At 61.0% G+C, this 17869-nt stretch carries 20 protein-coding genes; 18 read left to right on the top strand and 2 right to left on the bottom strand.

Features of this window, described 5'->3' with window-relative positions; all coding sequences use genetic code 11:
• Positions 1-11 precede the first annotated feature (11 nt).
• From AB4N43_RS08625 to AB4N43_RS08585, 9 genes are all read left to right on the top strand, one after another.
• Entirely contained in the window at positions 12-800 is a 789-nt protein-coding gene (locus AB4N43_RS08625) for a protein phosphatase CheZ (protein WP_027922371.1), read from the top strand.
• A 54-nt stretch (positions 801-854) separates the two neighbouring features.
• Complete coding sequence (locus AB4N43_RS08620) at positions 855-3101, top strand: chemotaxis protein CheA (RefSeq protein ID WP_460153774.1); 2247 nt, start codon at positions 855-857, stop codon at positions 3099-3101.
• Between the two features lie 49 nt (positions 3102-3150).
• Complete coding sequence (locus tag AB4N43_RS08615; RefSeq protein WP_027922373.1) at positions 3151-4290, top strand: protein-glutamate methylesterase/protein-glutamine glutaminase; 1140 nt, start codon at positions 3151-3153, stop codon at positions 4288-4290.
• Entirely contained in the window at positions 4290-5030 is a 741-nt protein-coding gene (locus AB4N43_RS08610) for a flagellar motor protein (protein ID WP_027922374.1), read from the top strand. Before AB4N43_RS08615 ends, AB4N43_RS08610 begins: the two co-directional genes overlap by 1 nt.
• Before the next feature lie 15 nt (positions 5031-5045).
• Positions 5046-5936 carry a flagellar motor protein MotD gene (gene motD / locus AB4N43_RS08605; RefSeq protein WP_027922375.1) on the top strand — a complete coding sequence of 297 codons (891 nt, stop codon included), beginning with the start codon at positions 5046-5048 and terminating at the stop codon, positions 5934-5936.
• A 43-nt stretch (positions 5937-5979) separates the two neighbouring features.
• Complete coding sequence (locus AB4N43_RS08600) at positions 5980-6768, top strand: ParA family protein (RefSeq protein WP_027922376.1); 789 nt, start codon at positions 5980-5982, stop codon at positions 6766-6768.
• 27 nt (positions 6769-6795) lie between these two features.
• On the top strand, positions 6796-7668 hold the full coding sequence (locus tag AB4N43_RS08595) for a CheW domain-containing protein (RefSeq protein ID WP_059181374.1): 873 nt from the start codon (positions 6796-6798) through the stop codon (positions 7666-7668).
• Positions 7669-7741: 73 nt separating this feature from the next.
• Entirely contained in the window at positions 7742-8227 is a 486-nt protein-coding gene (locus AB4N43_RS08590) for a chemotaxis protein CheW (RefSeq protein ID WP_007946765.1), read from the top strand.
• Positions 8228-8620, top strand: coding sequence for a DUF2802 domain-containing protein (locus AB4N43_RS08585; RefSeq protein ID WP_027922379.1), 393 nt, complete (start codon positions 8228-8230; stop codon positions 8618-8620).
• 194 nt (positions 8621-8814) lie between these two features.
• On the opposite strand, the gene AB4N43_RS08580 is transcribed toward AB4N43_RS08585, so the two are convergent.
• Both AB4N43_RS08580 and fliK read right to left on the bottom strand, forming a co-directional pair.
• The gene (locus tag AB4N43_RS08580; RefSeq protein ID WP_410921325.1) at positions 8815-9144 is read right to left on the bottom strand and encodes an EscU/YscU/HrcU family type III secretion system export apparatus switch protein; all 330 of its coding nucleotides are present in this window, start codon (positions 9142-9144) and stop codon (positions 8815-8817) included.
• Complete coding sequence (gene fliK, locus AB4N43_RS08575) at positions 9141-10727, bottom strand: flagellar hook-length control protein FliK (protein ID WP_460153771.1); 1587 nt, start codon at positions 10725-10727, stop codon at positions 9141-9143. The genes AB4N43_RS08580 and fliK overlap by 4 nt, the downstream gene beginning before the upstream one ends.
• A gap of 197 nt (positions 10728-10924) precedes the next feature.
• Between fliK and ccmA the strand changes: the two genes are divergently transcribed.
• From ccmA to ccmI, 9 genes are all read left to right on the top strand, one after another.
• Positions 10925-11587: a cytochrome c biogenesis heme-transporting ATPase CcmA gene (gene ccmA, locus AB4N43_RS08570; RefSeq protein WP_460153769.1), complete on the top strand. Its 663-nt coding sequence runs from the start codon at positions 10925-10927 to the stop codon at positions 11585-11587.
• Positions 11556-12224, top strand: coding sequence for a heme exporter protein CcmB (gene ccmB, locus AB4N43_RS08565; RefSeq protein ID WP_007946758.1), 669 nt, complete (start codon positions 11556-11558; stop codon positions 12222-12224). Before ccmA ends, ccmB begins: the two co-directional genes overlap by 32 nt.
• 72 nt (positions 12225-12296) lie before the next feature.
• Entirely contained in the window at positions 12297-13052 is a 756-nt protein-coding gene (locus AB4N43_RS08560; RefSeq protein WP_460153768.1) for a heme ABC transporter permease, read from the top strand.
• Positions 13049-13225: a heme exporter protein CcmD gene (ccmD, locus tag AB4N43_RS08555; protein WP_027922383.1), complete on the top strand. Its 177-nt coding sequence runs from the start codon at positions 13049-13051 to the stop codon at positions 13223-13225. Before AB4N43_RS08560 ends, ccmD begins: the two co-directional genes overlap by 4 nt.
• Positions 13222-13677, top strand: a complete 456-nt coding sequence (gene ccmE, locus AB4N43_RS08550; protein WP_027922384.1) for a cytochrome c maturation protein CcmE — start codon at positions 13222-13224, stop codon at positions 13675-13677. The genes ccmD and ccmE overlap by 4 nt, the downstream gene beginning before the upstream one ends.
• Positions 13678-13680: 3 nt before the next feature.
• On the top strand, positions 13681-15669 hold the full coding sequence (locus AB4N43_RS08545) for a heme lyase CcmF/NrfE family subunit (protein ID WP_460153766.1): 1989 nt from the start codon (positions 13681-13683) through the stop codon (positions 15667-15669).
• Positions 15666-16202 carry a DsbE family thiol:disulfide interchange protein gene (locus tag AB4N43_RS08540; RefSeq protein WP_059181373.1) on the top strand — a complete coding sequence of 179 codons (537 nt, stop codon included), beginning with the start codon at positions 15666-15668 and terminating at the stop codon, positions 16200-16202. The genes AB4N43_RS08545 and AB4N43_RS08540 overlap by 4 nt, the downstream gene beginning before the upstream one ends.
• Positions 16199-16669: a cytochrome c-type biogenesis protein gene (locus tag AB4N43_RS08535; protein WP_059181372.1), complete on the top strand. Its 471-nt coding sequence runs from the start codon at positions 16199-16201 to the stop codon at positions 16667-16669. Before AB4N43_RS08540 ends, AB4N43_RS08535 begins: the two co-directional genes overlap by 4 nt.
• The gene (gene ccmI, locus AB4N43_RS08530) at positions 16666-17868 is read left to right on the top strand and encodes a c-type cytochrome biogenesis protein CcmI (RefSeq protein WP_027922388.1); all 1203 of its coding nucleotides are present in this window, start codon (positions 16666-16668) and stop codon (positions 17866-17868) included. Before AB4N43_RS08535 ends, ccmI begins: the two co-directional genes overlap by 4 nt.
• Position 17869 lies beyond the last annotated feature (1 nt).

The raw sequence follows: 17869 nt of genomic DNA, 5'->3' as shown, positions 1-17869 counted from the left end.
ACGGGGGAGCTATGGAGCATAAAGAATCTTCACAGGGCGATTTTGAATCGACCCTGAAAAAACATGCCGTCGAACTGGTCGCCAGCCTTGAAAAAGGCAGGTTCGGCGAGGCTGTGCAACTGATCCATGAGCTCAATCAGACCCGTGACCGTGGCCTGTATCAGGAAGTGGGCAAGCTCACTCGCGAGCTGCACAGCGCGATCGTCAATTTCCAGATTGACCCGAACATGCCGCAAGCCGAGGAAGTGTCGCAGATCACGGACGCCACCGAGCGCCTGGGGTATGTGGTCAAGCTGACCGAGGCCGCGGCCAACCGCACCATGGACCTGGTGGAAAGCGCCACGCCGCTGGTCAACAGCCTGAGCGAAGAAGCCCAGGCGTTGAGCACGGACTGGAGCCGGTTCATGCGCCGCGAAGTCGGGGCTGAAGAGTTCCGTGAGCTGGCCCGCCGCGTCGACGGTTTCCTGACACGCAGCACCGAGGACAACCGCACGGTGTCGAGCAACCTCAACGACATCCTGCTGGCTCAGGATTACCAGGACCTCACCGGTCAGGTGATCAAGCGCGTGACCCAGTTGGTCACCGAAGTTGAAAGCAATTTGCTCAAGCTCGTCCTCATGGCCAGCCAGGTAGACCGCTTTGCGGGTATCGAACATGACCGTGAATCGATGCTCGCCGAAAAAGATCCACAAAAACATCTCTCTCAGGGTGAAGGTCCGCAGATTCATGCCGATAAAAGAGAAGACGTTGTGTCCGGTCAGGACGATGTGGACGATTTGCTATCCAGCCTGGGATTTTAGCGTTTCAGCATTCTAGGTTTTTTAGGTTTTTAGACCTGTAGGAGCACCCCCTTAATGAGCTTCGGCGCCGATGAAGAGATCCTTCAGGATTTCCTGGTTGAGGCCGGCGAGATTCTAGAGCAACTGTCCGAACAACTGGTCGAGCTGGAAAGCCGACCGGATGATGCGGACTTGCTCAATGCAATTTTTCGCGGTTTTCACACTGTAAAAGGGGGCGCCGGCTTCCTCCAGCTCAACGAGCTGGTGGAGTGCTGCCACATCGCCGAAAACGTGTTCGACATCCTGCGCAAGGGTGAGCGTCGCGTCGATTCGGAACTGATGGACGTGGTCCTCGAAGCGCTGGACGCGGTGAACAGCATGTTCGGCGAGGTCCGCGAGCGCAGCCCGGTTACGGCGGCGACACCTGAATTGCTGGAGGCCCTGGCCCGTCTGGCCGAGCCGCAAACGGCAGATGAAGCTGCACCGGCTGCTCTCGTGGCTGAAGCACCTGCCGCCGAAAGCGAATCGGGCGACATCACCGATAACGAATTCGAGCAACTGCTGGACTCGCTGAACGCCGTCAAGGCTCAGGCCGAAGCGCCAGTGGCTGCAGCACCAACGCCTGCCAGCGATGCTGCTGCCAGCGACGAAATCACCGATGCCGAGTTCGAGTCGTTGCTCGATCAATTGCACGGCAAAGGCCAGTTCGCCGTTGATGCCGTGGCCCCTGCGCCAGCCGCACCGGCTGCGCCAAAAGCGGCGGGCGACAGCTCCGACATTACCGACGACGAATTTGAAGCACTGCTCGACCAGTTGCACGGCAAAGGCAACTTTGCGGTGGATGCGCTGGAGTCGGCCATTGCTTCGGTACCGGCTACACCTGCGCCAACTGCGGCGGCGGTGGGTGGGGATCTGATCTCCGATCACGAGTTCGAATCGCTGCTCGACGAATTGCACGGTAAAGGCAAGTTCACCGATGTGGCGACAGGCACTGTCGTCACTGCCCCGGCGCCCGCTGCCAAGGCAGCGGCACCGGCGGCCAAGGCACCAGAACCGAAAGCCGAGGCACCGAAACCGGCTGCCGCTGCCGCTGCTGCACCGGCCCCGGCCCGTGCTCCGGCTGCGCCGCCACCGGAAAAACCGGCGAGCGAAGCCGAGACCACCGTGCGGGTCGATACCGCGCGTCTCGACGAAATCATGAACATGGTCGGCGAACTGGTACTGGTGCGTAACCGTCTGGTTCGCCTGGGTGCCAACAGTGCCGACGAAGCCATGTCCAAGGCGGTGTCGAACCTCGACGTGGTCACGGCTGACCTGCAAACCGCGGTCATGAAGACCCGGATGCAACCGATCAAGAAAGTCTTCGGGCGCTTCCCGCGCCTGGTTCGCGACCTGGCTCGCCAGCTCAAGAAAGAGATCAACCTGGAACTGGTCGGCGAAGAAACCGACCTCGACAAGAACCTCGTCGAGGCCCTGGCCGACCCGCTGGTCCACTTGGTGCGCAACGCGGTCGACCACGGCATCGAGTCGCCGGAAGAACGCGAAGCCTCGGGCAAGTCCCGTGGCGGTCGAGTCGTACTTGCGGCGGAACAGGAAGGTGACCACATCCTGCTGTCGATCTCCGATGACGGCAAAGGCATGGACCCGCACGTCCTGCGTTCCATCGCGGTAAAACGCGGTGTGATGGACAAGGATGCGGCGGATCGCTTGAGCGACACCGAGTGCTACAACCTGATTTTCGCGCCAGGGTTCTCGACCAAGACCGAGATCTCCGACGTGTCGGGTCGTGGCGTGGGCATGGACGTGGTGAAAACCAAGATTTCCCAGCTCAACGGTTCGATCAACATCTACTCGACCAAGGGCCAGGGCTCGAAGATCGTCATCAAGGTCCCGCTGACCCTGGCGATCATGCCGACGCTGATGGTCATGCTCGGCAACCAGGCGTTTGCGTTCCCGCTGGTGAACGTCAACGAGATCTTCCACCTCGACCTGTCGACCACCAACGTGGTGGATGGTCAGGAAGTGGTGATCGTGCGCGACAAGGCGCTGCCACTGTTTTACCTCAAGCGCTGGCTGGTCAGCTCCGCCGCTCACGAAGAGCAGCGCGAAGGCCATGTGGTGATCCTTTCGGTGGGCACGCAGCGGATCGGCTTTGTCGTCGATCAGTTGGTGGGCCAGGAAGAAGTGGTCATCAAGCCATTGGGCAAAATGCTCCAGGGAACCCCGGGCATGTCGGGCGCCACCATCACCGGTGACGGCCGCATTGCGCTGATTCTCGATGTTCCGAGCATGCTCAAGCGTTACGCCACGCGGCGTATTTGATTCTGGTGGAGCGGGGCGACTGAGCCTCGCTCCGTCTAACGGAGTGTTTATGGCAGTCAAAGTCCTGGTGGTGGACGATTCGGGGTTTTTCCGCCGCCGCGTCTCGGAAATTCTTTCAGCGGATTCGAATATCCAGGTCGTCGGCACGGCGACCAACGGAAAAGAGGCGATCGATCAGGCCCTGGCCCTCAAGCCGGACGTGATCACAATGGACTACGAAATGCCCATGATGGACGGCATCACGGCCGTGCGGCACATCATGCAGCGCTGCCCGACGCCGGTGTTGATGTTCTCCTCGCTGACCCACGAAGGCGCCCGGGTCACCCTCGATGCGCTGGATGCCGGCGCCGTGGATTTCCTGCCGAAGAATTTCGAAGACATCTCCCGTAACCCGGAGAAGGTCAAGCAACTGCTGTGCGAAAAGATCCTGAGCATTTCGCGCAGTAACCGTCGCGCCAATACCTACAGTGCTCCGGCCCCGGTCGCCGCGCCTGCTCCAACTCCTGCGCCTGCAAGCGCCAGCAGTTACGGCAGCCATGCACCGTCGCGTCCGGCGCCGGCGCCGATTCCGGCACGCACCCATGCGCCTGTGTCGTCCGGCCCATCGTCGCCTGCACCAAAACGCAAAGCCTACAAACTGGTGGCCATCGGCACGTCCACGGGCGGTCCGGTAGCGCTGCAACGGGTCCTGACCCAGTTGCCGGCCAACTTCCCGGCGCCGCTGGTATTGATCCAGCACATGCCGGCGGCGTTCACCAAGGCCTTCGCCGAACGCCTGGACAAGCTCTGCCGGATCAGCGTCAAGGAAGCCGAGGATGGCGACATCCTGCGTCCTGGCCTGGCGTTGCTGGCACCGGGTGGCAAGCAAATGATGATCGATGGCCGTGGCGCGGTGAAAATCCTGCCGGGCGACGAGCGTCTGAATTACAAACCAAGCGTGGACATCACCTTCGGTTCTGCTGCCAAGTCCTACGGTGACAAAGTTCTGGCGGTCGTGCTGACCGGCATGGGCGCCGACGGTCGTGAAGGGGCTCGCCTGCTCAAACAGAGCGGCAGCGCGATCTGGGCTCAGGATGAAGCCAGTTGCGTGATCTACGGCATGCCGATGGCCATCGTCAAAGCCGATCTCGCCGATGCGATCTACGGGTTGGAAGATATTGGCAAGCACCTGGTCGAGGCGTGTATCTGATGGATGTTTTAAGCCTGATTGGCATCATCATGGCGTTCGTCGCCATCATTGGCGGCAATTACCTTGAAGGAGGCCACCTTGGCGCGCTGGCCAACGGCCCGGCAGCCCTGATCGTATTGGGTGGCACCATCGGCGCAGCCTTGTTGCAATCGCCGATGAGCGCCTTCAAGCGCGCCATGCAAATCCTTGGCTGGATTCTGTTTCCGCCGCGCGTTGACCTGGCCGGTGGCATTGATCGCGTGGTGAACTGGAGCCTGACCGCCCGCAAGGAAGGCCTGCTCGGCCTGGAAGGGGTGGCCGATGCCGAACCTGACAGCTACTCGCGCAAAGGCCTGCAACTGCTGGTTGACGGTGCCGAACCGGAAGCGATTCGCAGCATCCTGGAAGTGGATTTCTACACCCAGGAAAGCCGCGACATCGAGGCCGCCAAAGTCTTTGAAAGCATGGGCGGCTACGCGCCGACCATCGGGATTATCGGGGCAGTGATGGGCCTGATCCATGTCATGGGCAACCTGGCCGATCCGACCCAACTGGGCAGCGGCATTGCCGTGGCCTTCGTCGCGACCATCTACGGTGTGGCCAGTGCCAACCTGGTGTTGCTGCCGATTGCCTCCAAGCTCAAGTCCGTGGCCTTGCGTCAGTCGCGTTATCGCGAAATGTTGCTGGAAGGGATCCTGTCGATCGCTGAAGGTGAAAACCCTCGCTCTATTGAGTTGAAGCTTCAGGGCTTCATGGATTGATGGGAGACATGGACCATGGCACGTCGTCGCCAACCTGAAGAACATGTGAACCACGAACGCTGGCTCGTTTCCTATGCCGACTTCATCACGTTGCTGTTCGCGTTCTTCGTGGTCATGTACTCGATCTCTTCGATCAACGAAGGCAAGTACAAAGTCATCTCGCAAGCGTTGATCGGGGTCTTCACCGACGCCGATCGTTCGCTCAAACCGATTCCGGTCGGTGAAGAGCGGCCGATGACCGTGACGCCGGCAAAACCGTTGGTGAAAGACAGCGAGCAGGTCGATGCCGGGGTTGCCGGTTCCAACGACCCGCTGAAAAGTATCGCCGATGACATCAGTGCCGCGTTTGGTGACCTGATCAGCTCCAACCAGATGACCGTGCGTGGCAACGAGTTGTGGGTCGAGATCGAACTCAATTCCAGCCTGTTGTTTGGCAGCGGCGATGCCATGCCCAGCGACATCGCGTTCAACATCATCGACAAGGTCGCCGGGATTTTGAAGCCATTCGACAACCCGATCCACGTCGAAGGTTTTACGGACGATCAACCGATTCGCACCGCGCAGTACCCGACCAACTGGGAGCTGTCCTCGGCCCGTTCCGCGAGCATCGTGCGCATGCTGGCGATGCAGGGTGTGAACCCCAGCCGCCTGGCGTCCGTGGGCTACGGCGAGTTCCAGCCGGTGGCCAACAACGCCACTGCCGAAGGCCGCGCACGCAACCGTCGTGTGGTGCTGGTGGTGTCGCGCAATCTCGATGTGCGCCGCAGCCTGACCGGCACCGGTACCGCTCATGCACAACCGGACGCCGCGTTGAAGCGTGCTGGCACACAAACTGCACCGACCCCGGTCAAGTCGCCGGTACGAGAGAGCGCCGTCAATTCTCCGTCACCCGTATTAACACGCTGAGCTATTTCTCGGTCGACCCAGTCGGCCGGGCGGAACCCTTCGAATGAGAGTCTGGGCAGTTGCCAATCAAAAGGGTGGTGTTGGTAAAACCACTTCCTCTATCGCTTTAGCCGGTTTGCTGGCCGAGGCGGGCAAGCGCGTGGTTGTGGTCGATCTCGACCCGCACGGCTCCATGACCAGTTACTTCGGCTACGACCCCGACACCCTGGAACACAGCAGCTACGACTTGTTCCTGCACAAGGGCAGCGTGCCGCAAGGCTTGCCCGGTCAGTTGCTGTTGCCCACCAGCCACGAAAGCATTTCCCTGTTGCCCTCCAGCACCGCGCTGGCCACCCTTGAGCGTCAGTCGCCGGGGCAGAGTGGTTTGGGCCTGGTGATTGCCAAGAGCCTGGCGCAGTTGTGGCAGGACTTCGATTATGCGGTGATCGACAGTCCGCCGTTGCTCGGCGTGCTGATGGTCAATGCCTTGGCGGCGAGCCAGCAATTGGTGATCCCGGTGCAGACCGAGCATCTGGCCGTCAAAGGCCTGGAGCGCATGGTCAACACCCTGGCGATGATCAATCGCTCACGCAAACAGGCGCTGCCGTTCACCATCATCCCGACCTTGTTCGACCGCCGCACGCAGGCTTCCCTCGGGACTCTGCGGGTGCTGCGCGACCTGTACCCGGAAGAAATCTGGCAAGGCTACATTCCGGTCGACACGCGTCTGCGTGACGCAAGCCGGGCCGGGCTCACGCCTTCGCAGTTCGACGGCAAGAGCCGCGGCGTTCTGGCTTACCGCGCGCTGCTCAAGCATTTGCTGGCGCAGCAATCCGTTGCGCAGGTGGCGTGAGATGAACCTTCCTTGCGTGGTGCTTAAATGAATCGGCCGGTGAAAATCACCTCTCGCCCGCAACTGGCGCTCCAGAGCTATCTGGACAGCTTGCTGCAGGACGCGACCGAGGAGCTGGCGCCCGTCATCGAAGCGCCCGTCGAAGTGATCGAGCCTGAAAGCACCCTCGACGAGTTTCAGTTGGCGGTGCTCGAAGAGCAGGCGCGTGATGCCGCGGTGGTTGTGGCCCCTGTCGTTGCCCCTGTCGTTGCGCCAGTCGTGAAGGCGCCAGCACCTGTCATGGAAGCACCGGCACCGATCCTCGCGCCGGTATCGACCATCGCACCGCTGCTGCAAACGCTGGTGCCGCCGGTTGTCGAAGTTCATCTCCCGCCGAGCAACACGCCGCCTCCGGTCGAAGCTGACGGGCGTCCATCGTGGGCCGCCGAGCCCTTCGAATGCCTGTTGTTCGATGTCGCCGGCCTGACGCTGGCGGTGCCGCTGGTGTGCCTCGGTTCGATATATTCGTTGGCTGGTCACGAGCTGACGCCGCTGTTCGGTCAGCCGGAGTGGTTCCTCGGGATTCTCCCGAGCCAGGCCGGCAACCTGAAAGTCCTCGATACCGCGCGTTGGGTCATGCCCGACCGCTACCGCGATGACTTCCGCCAGGGCCTGCAATACGTCATTTCGGTCCAGGGTTATGAGTGGGGGCTGGCCGTGCATCAGGTCAGCCGCTCGTTGCGCCTGGACCCCAACGAAATCAAATGGCGCAGCCACCGGGGTCAACGACCTTGGCTGGCGGGCACCGTGATTGAACACATGTGTGCCTTGCTCGACGTTTCCGCACTGGCCGAACTGATCGCCAGTGGCGGGGCAAAGCACATGAGCAGCATCAAGAAACCGGCTCACAAACCGACATAACAAACACGCATCGGCAGTCACTGCCGATGCACAGAACACACACCGCCAGGGCGGTTTTTCGAGGGGTCAGGGTATGAATGATAAGGCGACGGCTGCAAAGGGTTCCGAAGATCCGATCCTGCAATGGGTAACCTTCAAGCTGGACAACGAAACCTACGGCATCAACGTGATGCGCGTTCAGGAAGTCCTGCGCTACACCGAAATCGCCCCGGTACCGGGTGCTCCGAGCTACGTGCTGGGCATCATCAACCTGCGCGGTAACGTGGTTACTGTAATCGACACCCGTCAGCGTTTCGGCCTGATGAATGCCGAGATCAGCGACAACACCCGTATCGTCATCATTGAAGCCGACAAGCAAGTAGTCGGGATCATGGTCGACAGCGTGGCCGAAGTGGTTTACCTGCGTCAGTCGGAAATCGAAACCGCGCCAAACGTCGGTAACGAAGAATCCGCCAAGTTCATCCAAGGCGTATGCAACAAGAACAACGAACTGCTGATCCTGGTCGAGCTGGACAAGATGATGAGCGAAGAAGAATGGTCGGACCTGGAGAACATCTGATTGATTCTTGAGGTAGCGGTCATTGTCCTGTTCCTTTTCTGGGCAGGCACGCTGGCGATGTTTCTGGCGTACATACGCGGTCAACGATTGATCGCCGCGCAACAGGCTCAGGGCGATGCGCTGCGGGATCAGCGCATCAAGGACCTGGCCAAACGCGTGGACGACTACCAGCGCGGCAACGTGCGCATGGGTGAAGACCTGCACGAGCTGCGCGCGGTGGTCGGCCCGCTGCCGGACAAACTGGCGCAACTGGAACAGCGCGACCCGTCGAGCCTGTCGTTTGCCCAGGCGGCGCGACTGGTCGGGATGGGCGCTACGGTGGATGAACTCACGCAGTCCTGCGGCTTGACCCAGGCTGAGGCGGAGTTGATGCGCAAGCTTCACAAGAACTGATTTTTGCAACTCGGCTGAAATTGCTTTCGCGAGCTTGCTCGCGATGGCGGTGCGTCAGTCACCGTAGATTTGAAAGTGCCGCCCTCATCGCGGGCAAGCCTCGCTCCCACAGGTATTGCGGTCGCGCACAAAGTATGTGAACGCCGCCGAACCCTATGCGAGCCGGGCTTGCCCGCGATGGCGTCCTTGAAGCCTCAGTAATTGTCACCGCGTTCGGTGATGTCCTTCTCCAGCATGACCGCATCGGGATCATGCCCCGCCGGAAACTTGCCCTTCAGGTTCCATGCAAACGCAATAATCTCGGCAATCGTGCGGTACAACTCCTCCGGAATACTCTCGCCCAGCTCCATCCGCGCCAGCAGCTTTACCAGCTCGGCGTTTTCGTAGATCGGCACTTCGTAGTCGCGAGCGATCCGCAAAATCTCTTCCGCCAGCGCTTCGTCACCCTTGGCCGTGAGGGTAGGGGCGTGGCTGCCGTCGTATTTGAGGGCGATGGCCTGGCGTGGGGCGTTGGGGTTTTTCATGCGGTTTCGTCGACCCAGCGTTGTTCAAGACGGGTTTGCGGGCCTTGTGGCGGTTTGCCGAGGTGGCAATTCAGATCGCCGACGTTCAGTCCCGACGCCAGCAGGCGTTCGCGCAGCCCGGCCAGGTTGCTTTCGATCAGGCTCGCGGTGTACGGGCGTTCGGCCCAGAGTTGGCTGGACAGGCTGCCCTTGATCAGCTGCGCCTGAATCTGCAACGGGCCTAGCGGTTCCATGTCGAACGCCAGGTCGACGCGCCACAGTGGCTGCTTGGGCTCGCGTTCGTCGCGACGTTCGTGCGGCTGTTCTTTCTCTGGGGCTTCTTCGCGCTGGAACTTGACCTGCAATGGCACGATGTCCTGCAGGTTGCGCATGGGGATTTCCAGCTGCCAGGTGCTGACCAGCCGCCCATCATCCGTCAGACCGGTTTGTTCCAGGCTCGACAGTTGATGGCTTTGCAGGCGCGAAACCGCCGCCGCTGCCAAACGCAGCAAGTGCTCCAGATCACCTTCACCGTCCTGGCTTTGCAGCAGGCGCTCGGGCAGCGGGAAACTGGTCGGCAGCGGTTTGGCGCTGACCTGGCCGAGCATGCCGAGGGCGCTGCGCACGAAACTCGGCATCGCCTGCACCAATGTGTTGGCGGCGATCAGTGCGTTGAGGTTGGTGTTGGCCGGCAGCCCCGGTGTCAGTTGTGCGATCAGCTTGAGCAAATCGCCCTTCATGTCTGGAGCCAGCGTCGGATTCTGTCCGGTCAGCAATTTCGCTTCGAGGAACAGGCCGCTGTTGGCCAACGCTTGAGCAAGACCCTTTGGCGTGCTCAATTGCTGAACGTCCGGGAGGCCAGCGAGGAGTCTTTCCACGGCAACACGCAGGTCGTTGGAAGTCGGATCCGACGACGGTGGAGGCAACGGCAGGTTTTGCAGGACTTTGATCAAGCCATCCAGCGAGCCTTGGCGGCTTTGTTGGCTGACCAGTTGCTGGGTCACCGCCAATTGTTCCTGGCGGCTGCTCAGCGGGACGAATTTCAGCGTCTGGGTGTCTTGCACCATGGCGCTCAACAACGTGCCGATGCGCAGCGGCGTCGGGCTGTCGATACTCAAGGTGCTCCCGCTCAGCACGGTGTTTAACAAGCTCACCATCGAGCGAAACACCGTCGGTTGCCCTGGCACCTGCGGCAGCACCTGCGAGGTCAGTACTTTGCCTTGCAGCAAGGTGCCGACCGGCAGTTGCGCGGTGTCGATGCGGGTAAGGGTGGCAATGCTGGAAGCGATGGCCTGTTGCACAGTGATTGCCAGATTGCTCGCCGACGGCTGCGTGATCGCCAGGCTGGTGCCTTGAGGCAGCGGCTGGGTGCTGGTGGCCTGCACCGTGGTCTGGCGACCGCTGTCGAGGGTGACTTTGAGCAACAGTTGAAAAGTCTGATCCGTCTGCTTGAGTGACAGCACTTCAGCCTTGGCGGTCTGCCCGACGTCGATCAGGCCCTCCATTGGCTTTAGCAACTGCAGCAGGTCGCCACTCATCACCAGCGGCCGCGAAGTCGCGGGCGTGGTCTGGGGTAGCGGGAGGATGTTCATTTCGCCTGTCATACGCGGTCACAACCTGAGGAAATTGCACTCTTTAGAGTAGGGCATGGCATGTATAATGCCGCCCGTCTTTCGGGGAGTGGCGAAAACATTGCAATTGTTTGACGCAGCTCTCTAGAACAGACCGCCAATGCATCTATGCTGCATCTCTTTAGCGGCCGCTTTGCCGCCGACTTGAACCGCAAAAGGCCCGTGATCCCTTGACCAGCCCAGTCCTGCAAACCGTTGCCCTCGCTTGTGAGCGAGACCTTCGGCTGCTCTTCGAAAATCTCGATTTGAGACTGGCCAGTGGCGAAATGGTGCAAATCAGCGGCCCCAACGGCAGTGGCAAGACCAGCCTGTTGCGTCTGCTGTGCGGGCTGATGCAGCCGACCGCCGGTCAGGTGCTGCTCAACGGCCAGCCGCTCAATGAGCAACGTCTTGAGCTGGCGCGCAACCTGCTGTGGATCGGTCATGCCGCCGGCATCAAGGAACTGCTGACCCCCGAGGAAAACCTCAGCTGGCTTTGCGCCTTGCATCATCCGGCGTCCCATGAGGCCATCTGGCAAGCCTTGGCGGCTGTCGGACTGCGCGGTTTCGAGGATGTTCCCTGCCACACCCTGTCTGCTGGCCAGCATCGTCGCGTGGCGTTGGCGCGGTTGTACCTGGACAGCCCGCCGCTGTGGATTCTCGATGAACCGTTCACCGCGCTCGATAAACAAGGCGTGGCGCAACTCGAAGAACACCTGGCCGCGCACTGCGAGCGGGGCGGCATGGTCGTGTTGACCACGCACCACACGCTGACCCGGATGCCGGCCGGCTATCGCGACATTGACCTGGGAATTGGGCCGTATGAGTGTTTTCGGCCTGTTGGTCGCCCGTGAGGCCCGTTTATTGTTCCGCCGTCCTGCGGAACTGGCTAATCCGCTGGTGTTCTTCGCTATCGTCGTGGCGCTGTTCCCGCTGGCGGTCGGCCCCGAGGCTCAATTGTTGCAAACCTTGTCTCCGGGACTGGTCTGGGTGGCAGCGCTTTTATCGGTTCTGCTCTCGCTGGACGGGCTTTTCCGCAGTGATTTCGAAGACGGTTCCCTCGAACAGTGGGTCCTTTCGTCGCACCCCCTGCCTCTTCTGGTTTTGGCCAAGGTACTGGCACACTGGGCCTTCTCAGGCCTGGCACTGGTTTTGCTCGCGCCACTGCTGGCGTTGATGCTCGGTTTACCTGCCGCTTGTCTGCCGGTGTTGCTGCTTTCCTTATTGCTGGGTACACCGGTGCTGAGCCTGCTCGGTGCGGTGGGCGCAGCCCTGACGGTCGGATTGAAGCGCGGTGGCCTGTTGCTGGCACTGCTGATTCTACCGCTGTACATCCCGGTGTTGATTCTCGGCAGTGGCGCCTTGCAGGCAGCCTTGCAGGGCATGCCGGCGACCGGTTATCTCTTGTGGCTTGGTAGCCTGACCGCCCTGGCGATAACCCTGACACCTTTTGCAATAGCTGCTGGCCTGAAGATCAGCGTCGGCGAATAATGAGGTCTGGTTAAAATTTAATCAGTAAAGACCCAGCCCTTCACAGCGAAGGGCAACCGTGATGGAAACAGTATGAACTGGACGTGGTTTCACAAGCTCGGCTCGCCCAAATGGTTTTACGGCATCAGCGGCAAACTGCTGCCCTGGCTGAGCGTCGCGGCGTTGCTGCTGATCGGTGTCGGTGTCGTTTGGGGCCTGGCCTTCGCGCCGCCCGACTACCAGCAAGGCAACAGCTTTCGCATCATCTATATCCATGTTCCGGCCGCCATGCTGGCGCAGTCCTGCTATGTGATGCTGGCCGTGTGTGGCATCGTCGGGCTGGTCTGGAAGATGAAACTGGCCGACGTCGCCCTGCAATGCGCGGCGCCCATCGGGGCCTGGATGACCGCTGTGGCGCTAGTCACCGGCGCGATCTGGGGCAAACCGACCTGGGGTTCGTGGTGGGTCTGGGATGCGCGACTGACGTCCATGCTGATCCTGCTGTTTCTGTACTTCGGTCTTATTGCGCTGGGCAACGCCATCAGTAATCGTGACAGCGCCGCGAAGGCCTGTGCGGTGTTGGCGATTGTCGGCGTGATCAACATCCCGATCATCAAGTACTCGGTGGAGTGGTGGAACACCCTGCACCAGGGCGCGACCTTCACCCTCACCGAAAAACCGGCGATGCCGGCCGAGATGTGGCTGCCATTGCTGCTGACGGTGCTGGGTTTCTACTGTTTCTTCGGCGCGGTCCTGTTGCTGCGCATGCGCCTTGAAGTGCTCAAGCGCGAAGCGCGGGCCAGCTGGGTCAAGGCCGAGGTACAAAACAGCCTGGAGGCCGTTCGATGAGTTTTGCTTCATTCGGCGACTTCCTCGCCATGGGCCATCATGCCCTGTATGTCTGGTCCGCCTATGGCATCTGCCTGGCAGTGCTGGTCCTCAACGTGGCGGCGCCGATCCTGGCCCGCAAGCGGTATCTGCAACAAGAGGCGCGTCGTCTGCGCCGGGAGAACGGCAAGTGAATCCGCTGCGCAAAAAGCGTCTTATCATCATTCTCGCGATCCTGGTGGGTGTCGGCGCTGCCGTCGGCCTGGCCCTGAGCGCCTTGCAGCAGAACATCAATCTGTTTTACACCCCGACCCAGATCGCTAACGGCGAAGCGCCGCAAGACACGCGTATTCGGGCGGGCGGCATGGTCGAGAAAGGTTCGTTGCAACGTTCCGGCGATTCGCTGGACGTCAAATTCGTCGTCACCGATTTCAACAAATCCGTGACCATCACCTATCGCGGCATTCTTCCGGACCTGTTCCGTGAAGGGCAGGGCATCGTTGCCCTGGGCAAAATCAACGCCGACGGCGTGGTGGTGGCCGACGAAGTGCTGGCCAAGCACGACGAAAAATACATGCCGCCGGAAGTGACCAAAGCCCTGAAAGACAGCGGCCAGTCGGCACCCACACAAGCCAAAGAGGGTTAATTGATGACATCCGGAATCTTTATCCCTGAGCTTGGCCACCTGGCCATGATCCTGGCGCTGTGTTTCGCGCTGGTTCAGGCCGTGGTGCCATTGCTCGGTGCCTGGCGCGGTGATCGACTGTGGATGAGCCTGGCTCAGCCAGCCGCCTGGGGTCAGTTCACTTTCCTGGTGTTCGCTTTTGGTTGCCTGACCTACGCGTTCATGACCGACGACTTCTCGGTCGCCTACGTCGCGAGCAACTCCAACAGTGCCTTGCCGTGGTACTACAAGTTCAGCGCAGTCTGGGGGGCACACGAAGGGTCATTGCTGTTGTGGGCGTTGATCCTCGGTGGCTGGACCTTCGCGGTATCGGTGTTCTCCCGGCAGTTGCCGCGGGACATGCTGGCCCGCGTGCTGGCGGTGATGGGCATGATCAGCACCGGTTTCCTGCTGTTCCTGATCCTCACGTCCAACCCGTTCAAGCGCATCCTGCCGCAAGTGCCCAGCGATGGCGCCGACCTCAATCCGTTGCTGCAAGACATCGGCCTGATCGTTCACCCGCCGATGCTGTACATGGGTTACGTCGGTTTCTCCGTGGCTTTCGCCTTCGCCATCGCGGCGCTGATGGGCGGTCGCCTTGATGCGGCGTGGGCGCGCTGGTCGCGTCCGTGGACCATCGTCGCCTGGGCTTTCCTTGGTATCGGCATCACCCTCGGTTCGTGGTGGGCGTATTACGAACTCGGCTGGGGCGGCTGGTGGTTCTGGGACCCGGTGGAAAACGCCTCTTTCATGCCTTGGCTGGTCGGTACGGCGCTGATTCACTCGTTGGCCGTCACGGAAAAACGTGGCGTGTTCAAGAGCTGGACCGTGTTGCTGGCCATCGCCGCATTCTCGCTGAGCTTGCTCGGTACGTTCCTCGTGCGTTCCGGCGTGCTGACGTCGGTTCACGCGTTTGCGTCCGACCCTGAGCGCGGTGTGTTCATCCTGATTTTCCTGCTGTTCGTGGTCGGCGGTTCGCTGACGCTGTTCGCCCTGCGCGCGCCGGTGGTCAAGAGCCAGGTCGGCTTCAACCTCTGGTCCCGGGAAACCCTGCTGCTGGGTAACAACCTGGTGTTGGTGGTGGCGGCTTCGATGATCCTGCTCGGCACCTTGTACCCGCTGATTCTCGATGCGATGACCGGCGCCAAACTGTCGGTCGGCCCGCCGTACTTCAATGCGCTGTTCATTCCGTTGATGGCGTTGCTGATGGTGGTGATGGCAGTCGGCATGCTGGTGCGCTGGAAAGACACCCCGGTCAAATGGCTGATGAGCATGCTGACCCCGGTACTGCTCGGCAGTGCTGCGCTGGCGGTTGTGGCCGGCGTCGCTTATGGCGATTTCAACTGGGCGGTGATTGCAACCTTCATGCTGGCAGCGTGGGTATTGCTCGCCGGTGTCCGGGATATCCTCGACAAGACTCGCCACAAAGGCCTGATCAAAGGCCTGCCGACCATGACCCGCAGTTATTGGGGCATGCAGATCGCTCACCTGGGCATTGCCGTGTGTGCGCTGGGCGTCGTGTTGTCGAGCCAGAACAGTGCCGAGCGCGACTTGCGCCTGGCGCCGGGCGAGTCCATGGACCTGGCCGGTTATCACTTCGTGTTCGAAGGCGCCAAGCACTTCGAAGGCCCGAACTTCACCTCCGACAAGGGCACCGTTCGGGTGATCCGCGATGGCAAGGAAGTCAGCGTGCTGCACCCGGAAAAACGCCTGTACACCGTGCAGAACTCGGTGATGACCGAAGCCGGAATCGACGCCGGTTTCACCCGTGACCTCTACGTCGCCCTCGGCGAACCGCTGGGCGATGGCGCCTGGGCTGTGCGCGTTCACGTCAAACCGTTCGTGCGCTGGATCTGGTTCGGCGGTCTGCTGACTGGCTTCGGCGGGTTGCTGGCGGCGCTGGATCGGCGTTATCGGGTCAAGGTGAAAAGCCGGGTGCGTGAAGCACTGGGCATGACGGGAGCGACTGCATGAGACGTTGGTTGATGCTGTTGCCACTGATGATTTTTCTGGTGGTGGCTGTTTTCCTGTATCGCGGGTTGTACCTCGACCCGGCCGAGTTGCCTTCGGCGATGATCAACAAACCGTTCCCGGCGTTTTCCCTGCCAAGCGTGCAGGGCGACAAAACCCTGACCAAGGCTGACATCGTGGGCAAACCGGCACTGGTCAACGTCTGGGGCACCTGGTGCATTTCCTGCCGGGTCGAGCACCCGGTGCTGAACAAACTGGCCCAGCAGGGCGTGGTGATTTACGGCATCAACTACAAGGACGTCAACGCCGACGCCTTGAAGTGGCTCGTGGAGTTCCACAACCCGTATCAACTGGACATCCGTGACGACGCCGGCACCCTGGGCCTGAACCTCGGTGTGTATGGCGCGCCGGAAACCTTTTTCATCGACGCCAAGGGCATCATCCGCGACAAGTTCGTCGGTGTGATCGACGAGCAGGTCTGGCGTGAAAAACTGGCTGCCAAGTATCAGGCGCTGGTCGATGAGGCCAAGCCATGAAGCGCTGGATAGCAGCGACGGTACTGGGCTTGAGCATGGCCGGCGTGGCCCACGCCGCCATCGATACCTACGAGTTCGCCAAAGAAGGTGATCGCGAGCGTTTTCGCGAGCTGACCAAGGAACTGCGTTGCCCCAAGTGCCAGAATCAGGACATCGCCGATTCCAATGCACCGATTGCCGCCGACCTGCGCAAAGAGATTTTCCGCATGCTCGGCGAGGGCAAGGACAACCAGCAGATCATCGACTTCATGGTCGACCGCTACGGTGACTTCGTCCGCTACAAACCGGCTCTCAACGCCAAGACTGCACTGCTCTGGTTCGGCCCGGCCGGCCTCCTGCTGGGCGGTTTCGTGATCATCGCCGTGATCGTCCGCCGTCGTCGCGTGCAACGCGCCGAAACCCCGGACGCGCTTTCTGCCGAGGAGCGTGAGCGCCTCGACCACCTGTTGGATAAAAACCAAGAATGATTGATTTCTGGCTCGCTGCAGGTCTGCTGCTTCTGGTTGCCCTGAGTTTTCTGTTGATCCCGGTTTTGCGCGGTCGTCGTGCTCAACTTGAAGAGGATCGTACCGCCCTGAACGTTGCGCTGTACCAAGAGCGCGTGGCTGAGTTGCAGACTCAGCAGGAAGAGGGTGTGCTCGACGCCGGGCAAATGGACGCCGGCCGCGCCGAAGCGGCCCGTGAGCTACTCGCCGATACCGAAGGCGTTGCAGCGCCTCGCGTGGGTCGCCTGGGCAAGCCGTTGCCGTTGTTGGCGGCAGTGCTGGTTCCGGTGCTCGGTCTTGGCTTGTACCTGCATTTCGGTGCCAGCGACAAAGTCGAACTGACCCGCGAATTTTCCCAGGCACCGCAGTCGATGGAAGAGATGACCCGTCGCCTGGAACGCGCCGTCGCCGCTCAGCCGGAATCGGCTGAAGGCTTGTATTTCCTTGGTCGCACCTACATGGCCCAGGACCGTCCTGGCGATGCAGCGAAGATCTTTGAGCGCACGGTGAACCTGGCCGGGCGTCAACCGGAACTGCTCGGCCAATGGGCGCAGGCCCAATACTTTGCCGATGGCAAGAAGTGGTCGGACAAGATTCAGGCCCTGACTGATGAAGCGCTGAAAGCCGATCCAAAAGAAGTCACCAGCCTTGGACTGCTTGGCATCGCAGCTTTCGAAGCCCAGCGTTATCAGGACGCTATCGACTATTGGAATCGCCTGCTGGCGCAACTGCCGCCCGAGGACAGCTCCCGCGCCGCCCTGCAAGGTGGTATCAGCCGGGCCACCGAGAAGCTGGAAGCCAGCGGTGGCAAGGTTGTCCAGGCACCTGCGGCGAAGGCGGCAGCGTTGCTGAAAGTCACCGTAGACCTGGCGCCAGCGCTCAAAGCCAAGGTCCAGCCGGGTGACACTGTCTTCATCTTCGCCCGCGCCACCTCAGGTCCACCTGCGCCGTTGGCGGCCAAACGCCTGACCGTGGCCGACTTGCCGGTGACTGTCGAACTGGGTGATGCCGACGCAATGATGCCGCAGTTGAAACTGTCGAACTTCCCTGAAGTCCAACTGGTTGCGCGCGTCTCCCGTGCCGGCCAACCGACTGCCGGTGAATGGGTCGGTCGCAGCCAGCCTCTGGCCAGCAGCACCACCGCGACGCAGACACTGACCATCGACAGCCCGGACAAATAAC

The organism is Pseudomonas sp. S2_B07, assembly GCF_054668435.1.
The sequence above is the reverse complement of the archived record's forward strand: the minus strand, read 5'-3'. Positions and strand labels throughout refer to the sequence as shown.

Excerpts from the sequence above, each read along its gene's own strand:
- AB4N43_RS08535 (WP_059181372.1), top strand. The coding sequence starts at position 16,199 with ATGAAGCGCTGGATAGCAGCGACGGTACTGGGCTTGAGCATGGCCGGC.
- fliK (WP_460153771.1), bottom strand. The coding sequence starts at position 10,727 with ATGACAGGCGAAATGAACATCCTCCCGCTACCCCAGACCACGCCCGCG.
- ccmI (WP_027922388.1), top strand. The coding sequence starts at position 16,666 with ATGATTGATTTCTGGCTCGCTGCAGGTCTGCTGCTTCTGGTTGCCCTG.
- ccmB (WP_007946758.1), top strand. The coding sequence starts at position 11,556 with ATGAGTGTTTTCGGCCTGTTGGTCGCCCGTGAGGCCCGTTTATTGTTC.
- AB4N43_RS08590 (WP_007946765.1), top strand. The coding sequence starts at position 7,742 with ATGAATGATAAGGCGACGGCTGCAAAGGGTTCCGAAGATCCGATCCTG.
- AB4N43_RS08620 (WP_460153774.1), top strand. The coding sequence starts at position 855 with ATGAGCTTCGGCGCCGATGAAGAGATCCTTCAGGATTTCCTGGTTGAG.
- AB4N43_RS08580 (WP_410921325.1), bottom strand. The coding sequence starts at position 9,144 with ATGAAAAACCCCAACGCCCCACGCCAGGCCATCGCCCTCAAATACGAC.
- ccmD (WP_027922383.1), top strand. The coding sequence starts at position 13,049 with ATGAGTTTTGCTTCATTCGGCGACTTCCTCGCCATGGGCCATCATGCC.
- AB4N43_RS08540 (WP_059181373.1), top strand. The coding sequence starts at position 15,666 with ATGAGACGTTGGTTGATGCTGTTGCCACTGATGATTTTTCTGGTGGTG.
- AB4N43_RS08600 (WP_027922376.1), top strand. The coding sequence starts at position 5,980 with ATGAGAGTCTGGGCAGTTGCCAATCAAAAGGGTGGTGTTGGTAAAACC.
- motD (WP_027922375.1), top strand. The coding sequence starts at position 5,046 with ATGGCACGTCGTCGCCAACCTGAAGAACATGTGAACCACGAACGCTGG.
- AB4N43_RS08615 (WP_027922373.1), top strand. The coding sequence starts at position 3,151 with ATGGCAGTCAAAGTCCTGGTGGTGGACGATTCGGGGTTTTTCCGCCGC.
- AB4N43_RS08595 (WP_059181374.1), top strand. The coding sequence starts at position 6,796 with ATGAATCGGCCGGTGAAAATCACCTCTCGCCCGCAACTGGCGCTCCAG.
- AB4N43_RS08610 (WP_027922374.1), top strand. The coding sequence starts at position 4,290 with ATGGATGTTTTAAGCCTGATTGGCATCATCATGGCGTTCGTCGCCATC.
- AB4N43_RS08625 (WP_027922371.1), top strand. The coding sequence starts at position 12 with ATGGAGCATAAAGAATCTTCACAGGGCGATTTTGAATCGACCCTGAAA.
- AB4N43_RS08545 (WP_460153766.1), top strand. The coding sequence starts at position 13,681 with ATGACATCCGGAATCTTTATCCCTGAGCTTGGCCACCTGGCCATGATC.
- AB4N43_RS08560 (WP_460153768.1), top strand. The coding sequence starts at position 12,297 with ATGAACTGGACGTGGTTTCACAAGCTCGGCTCGCCCAAATGGTTTTAC.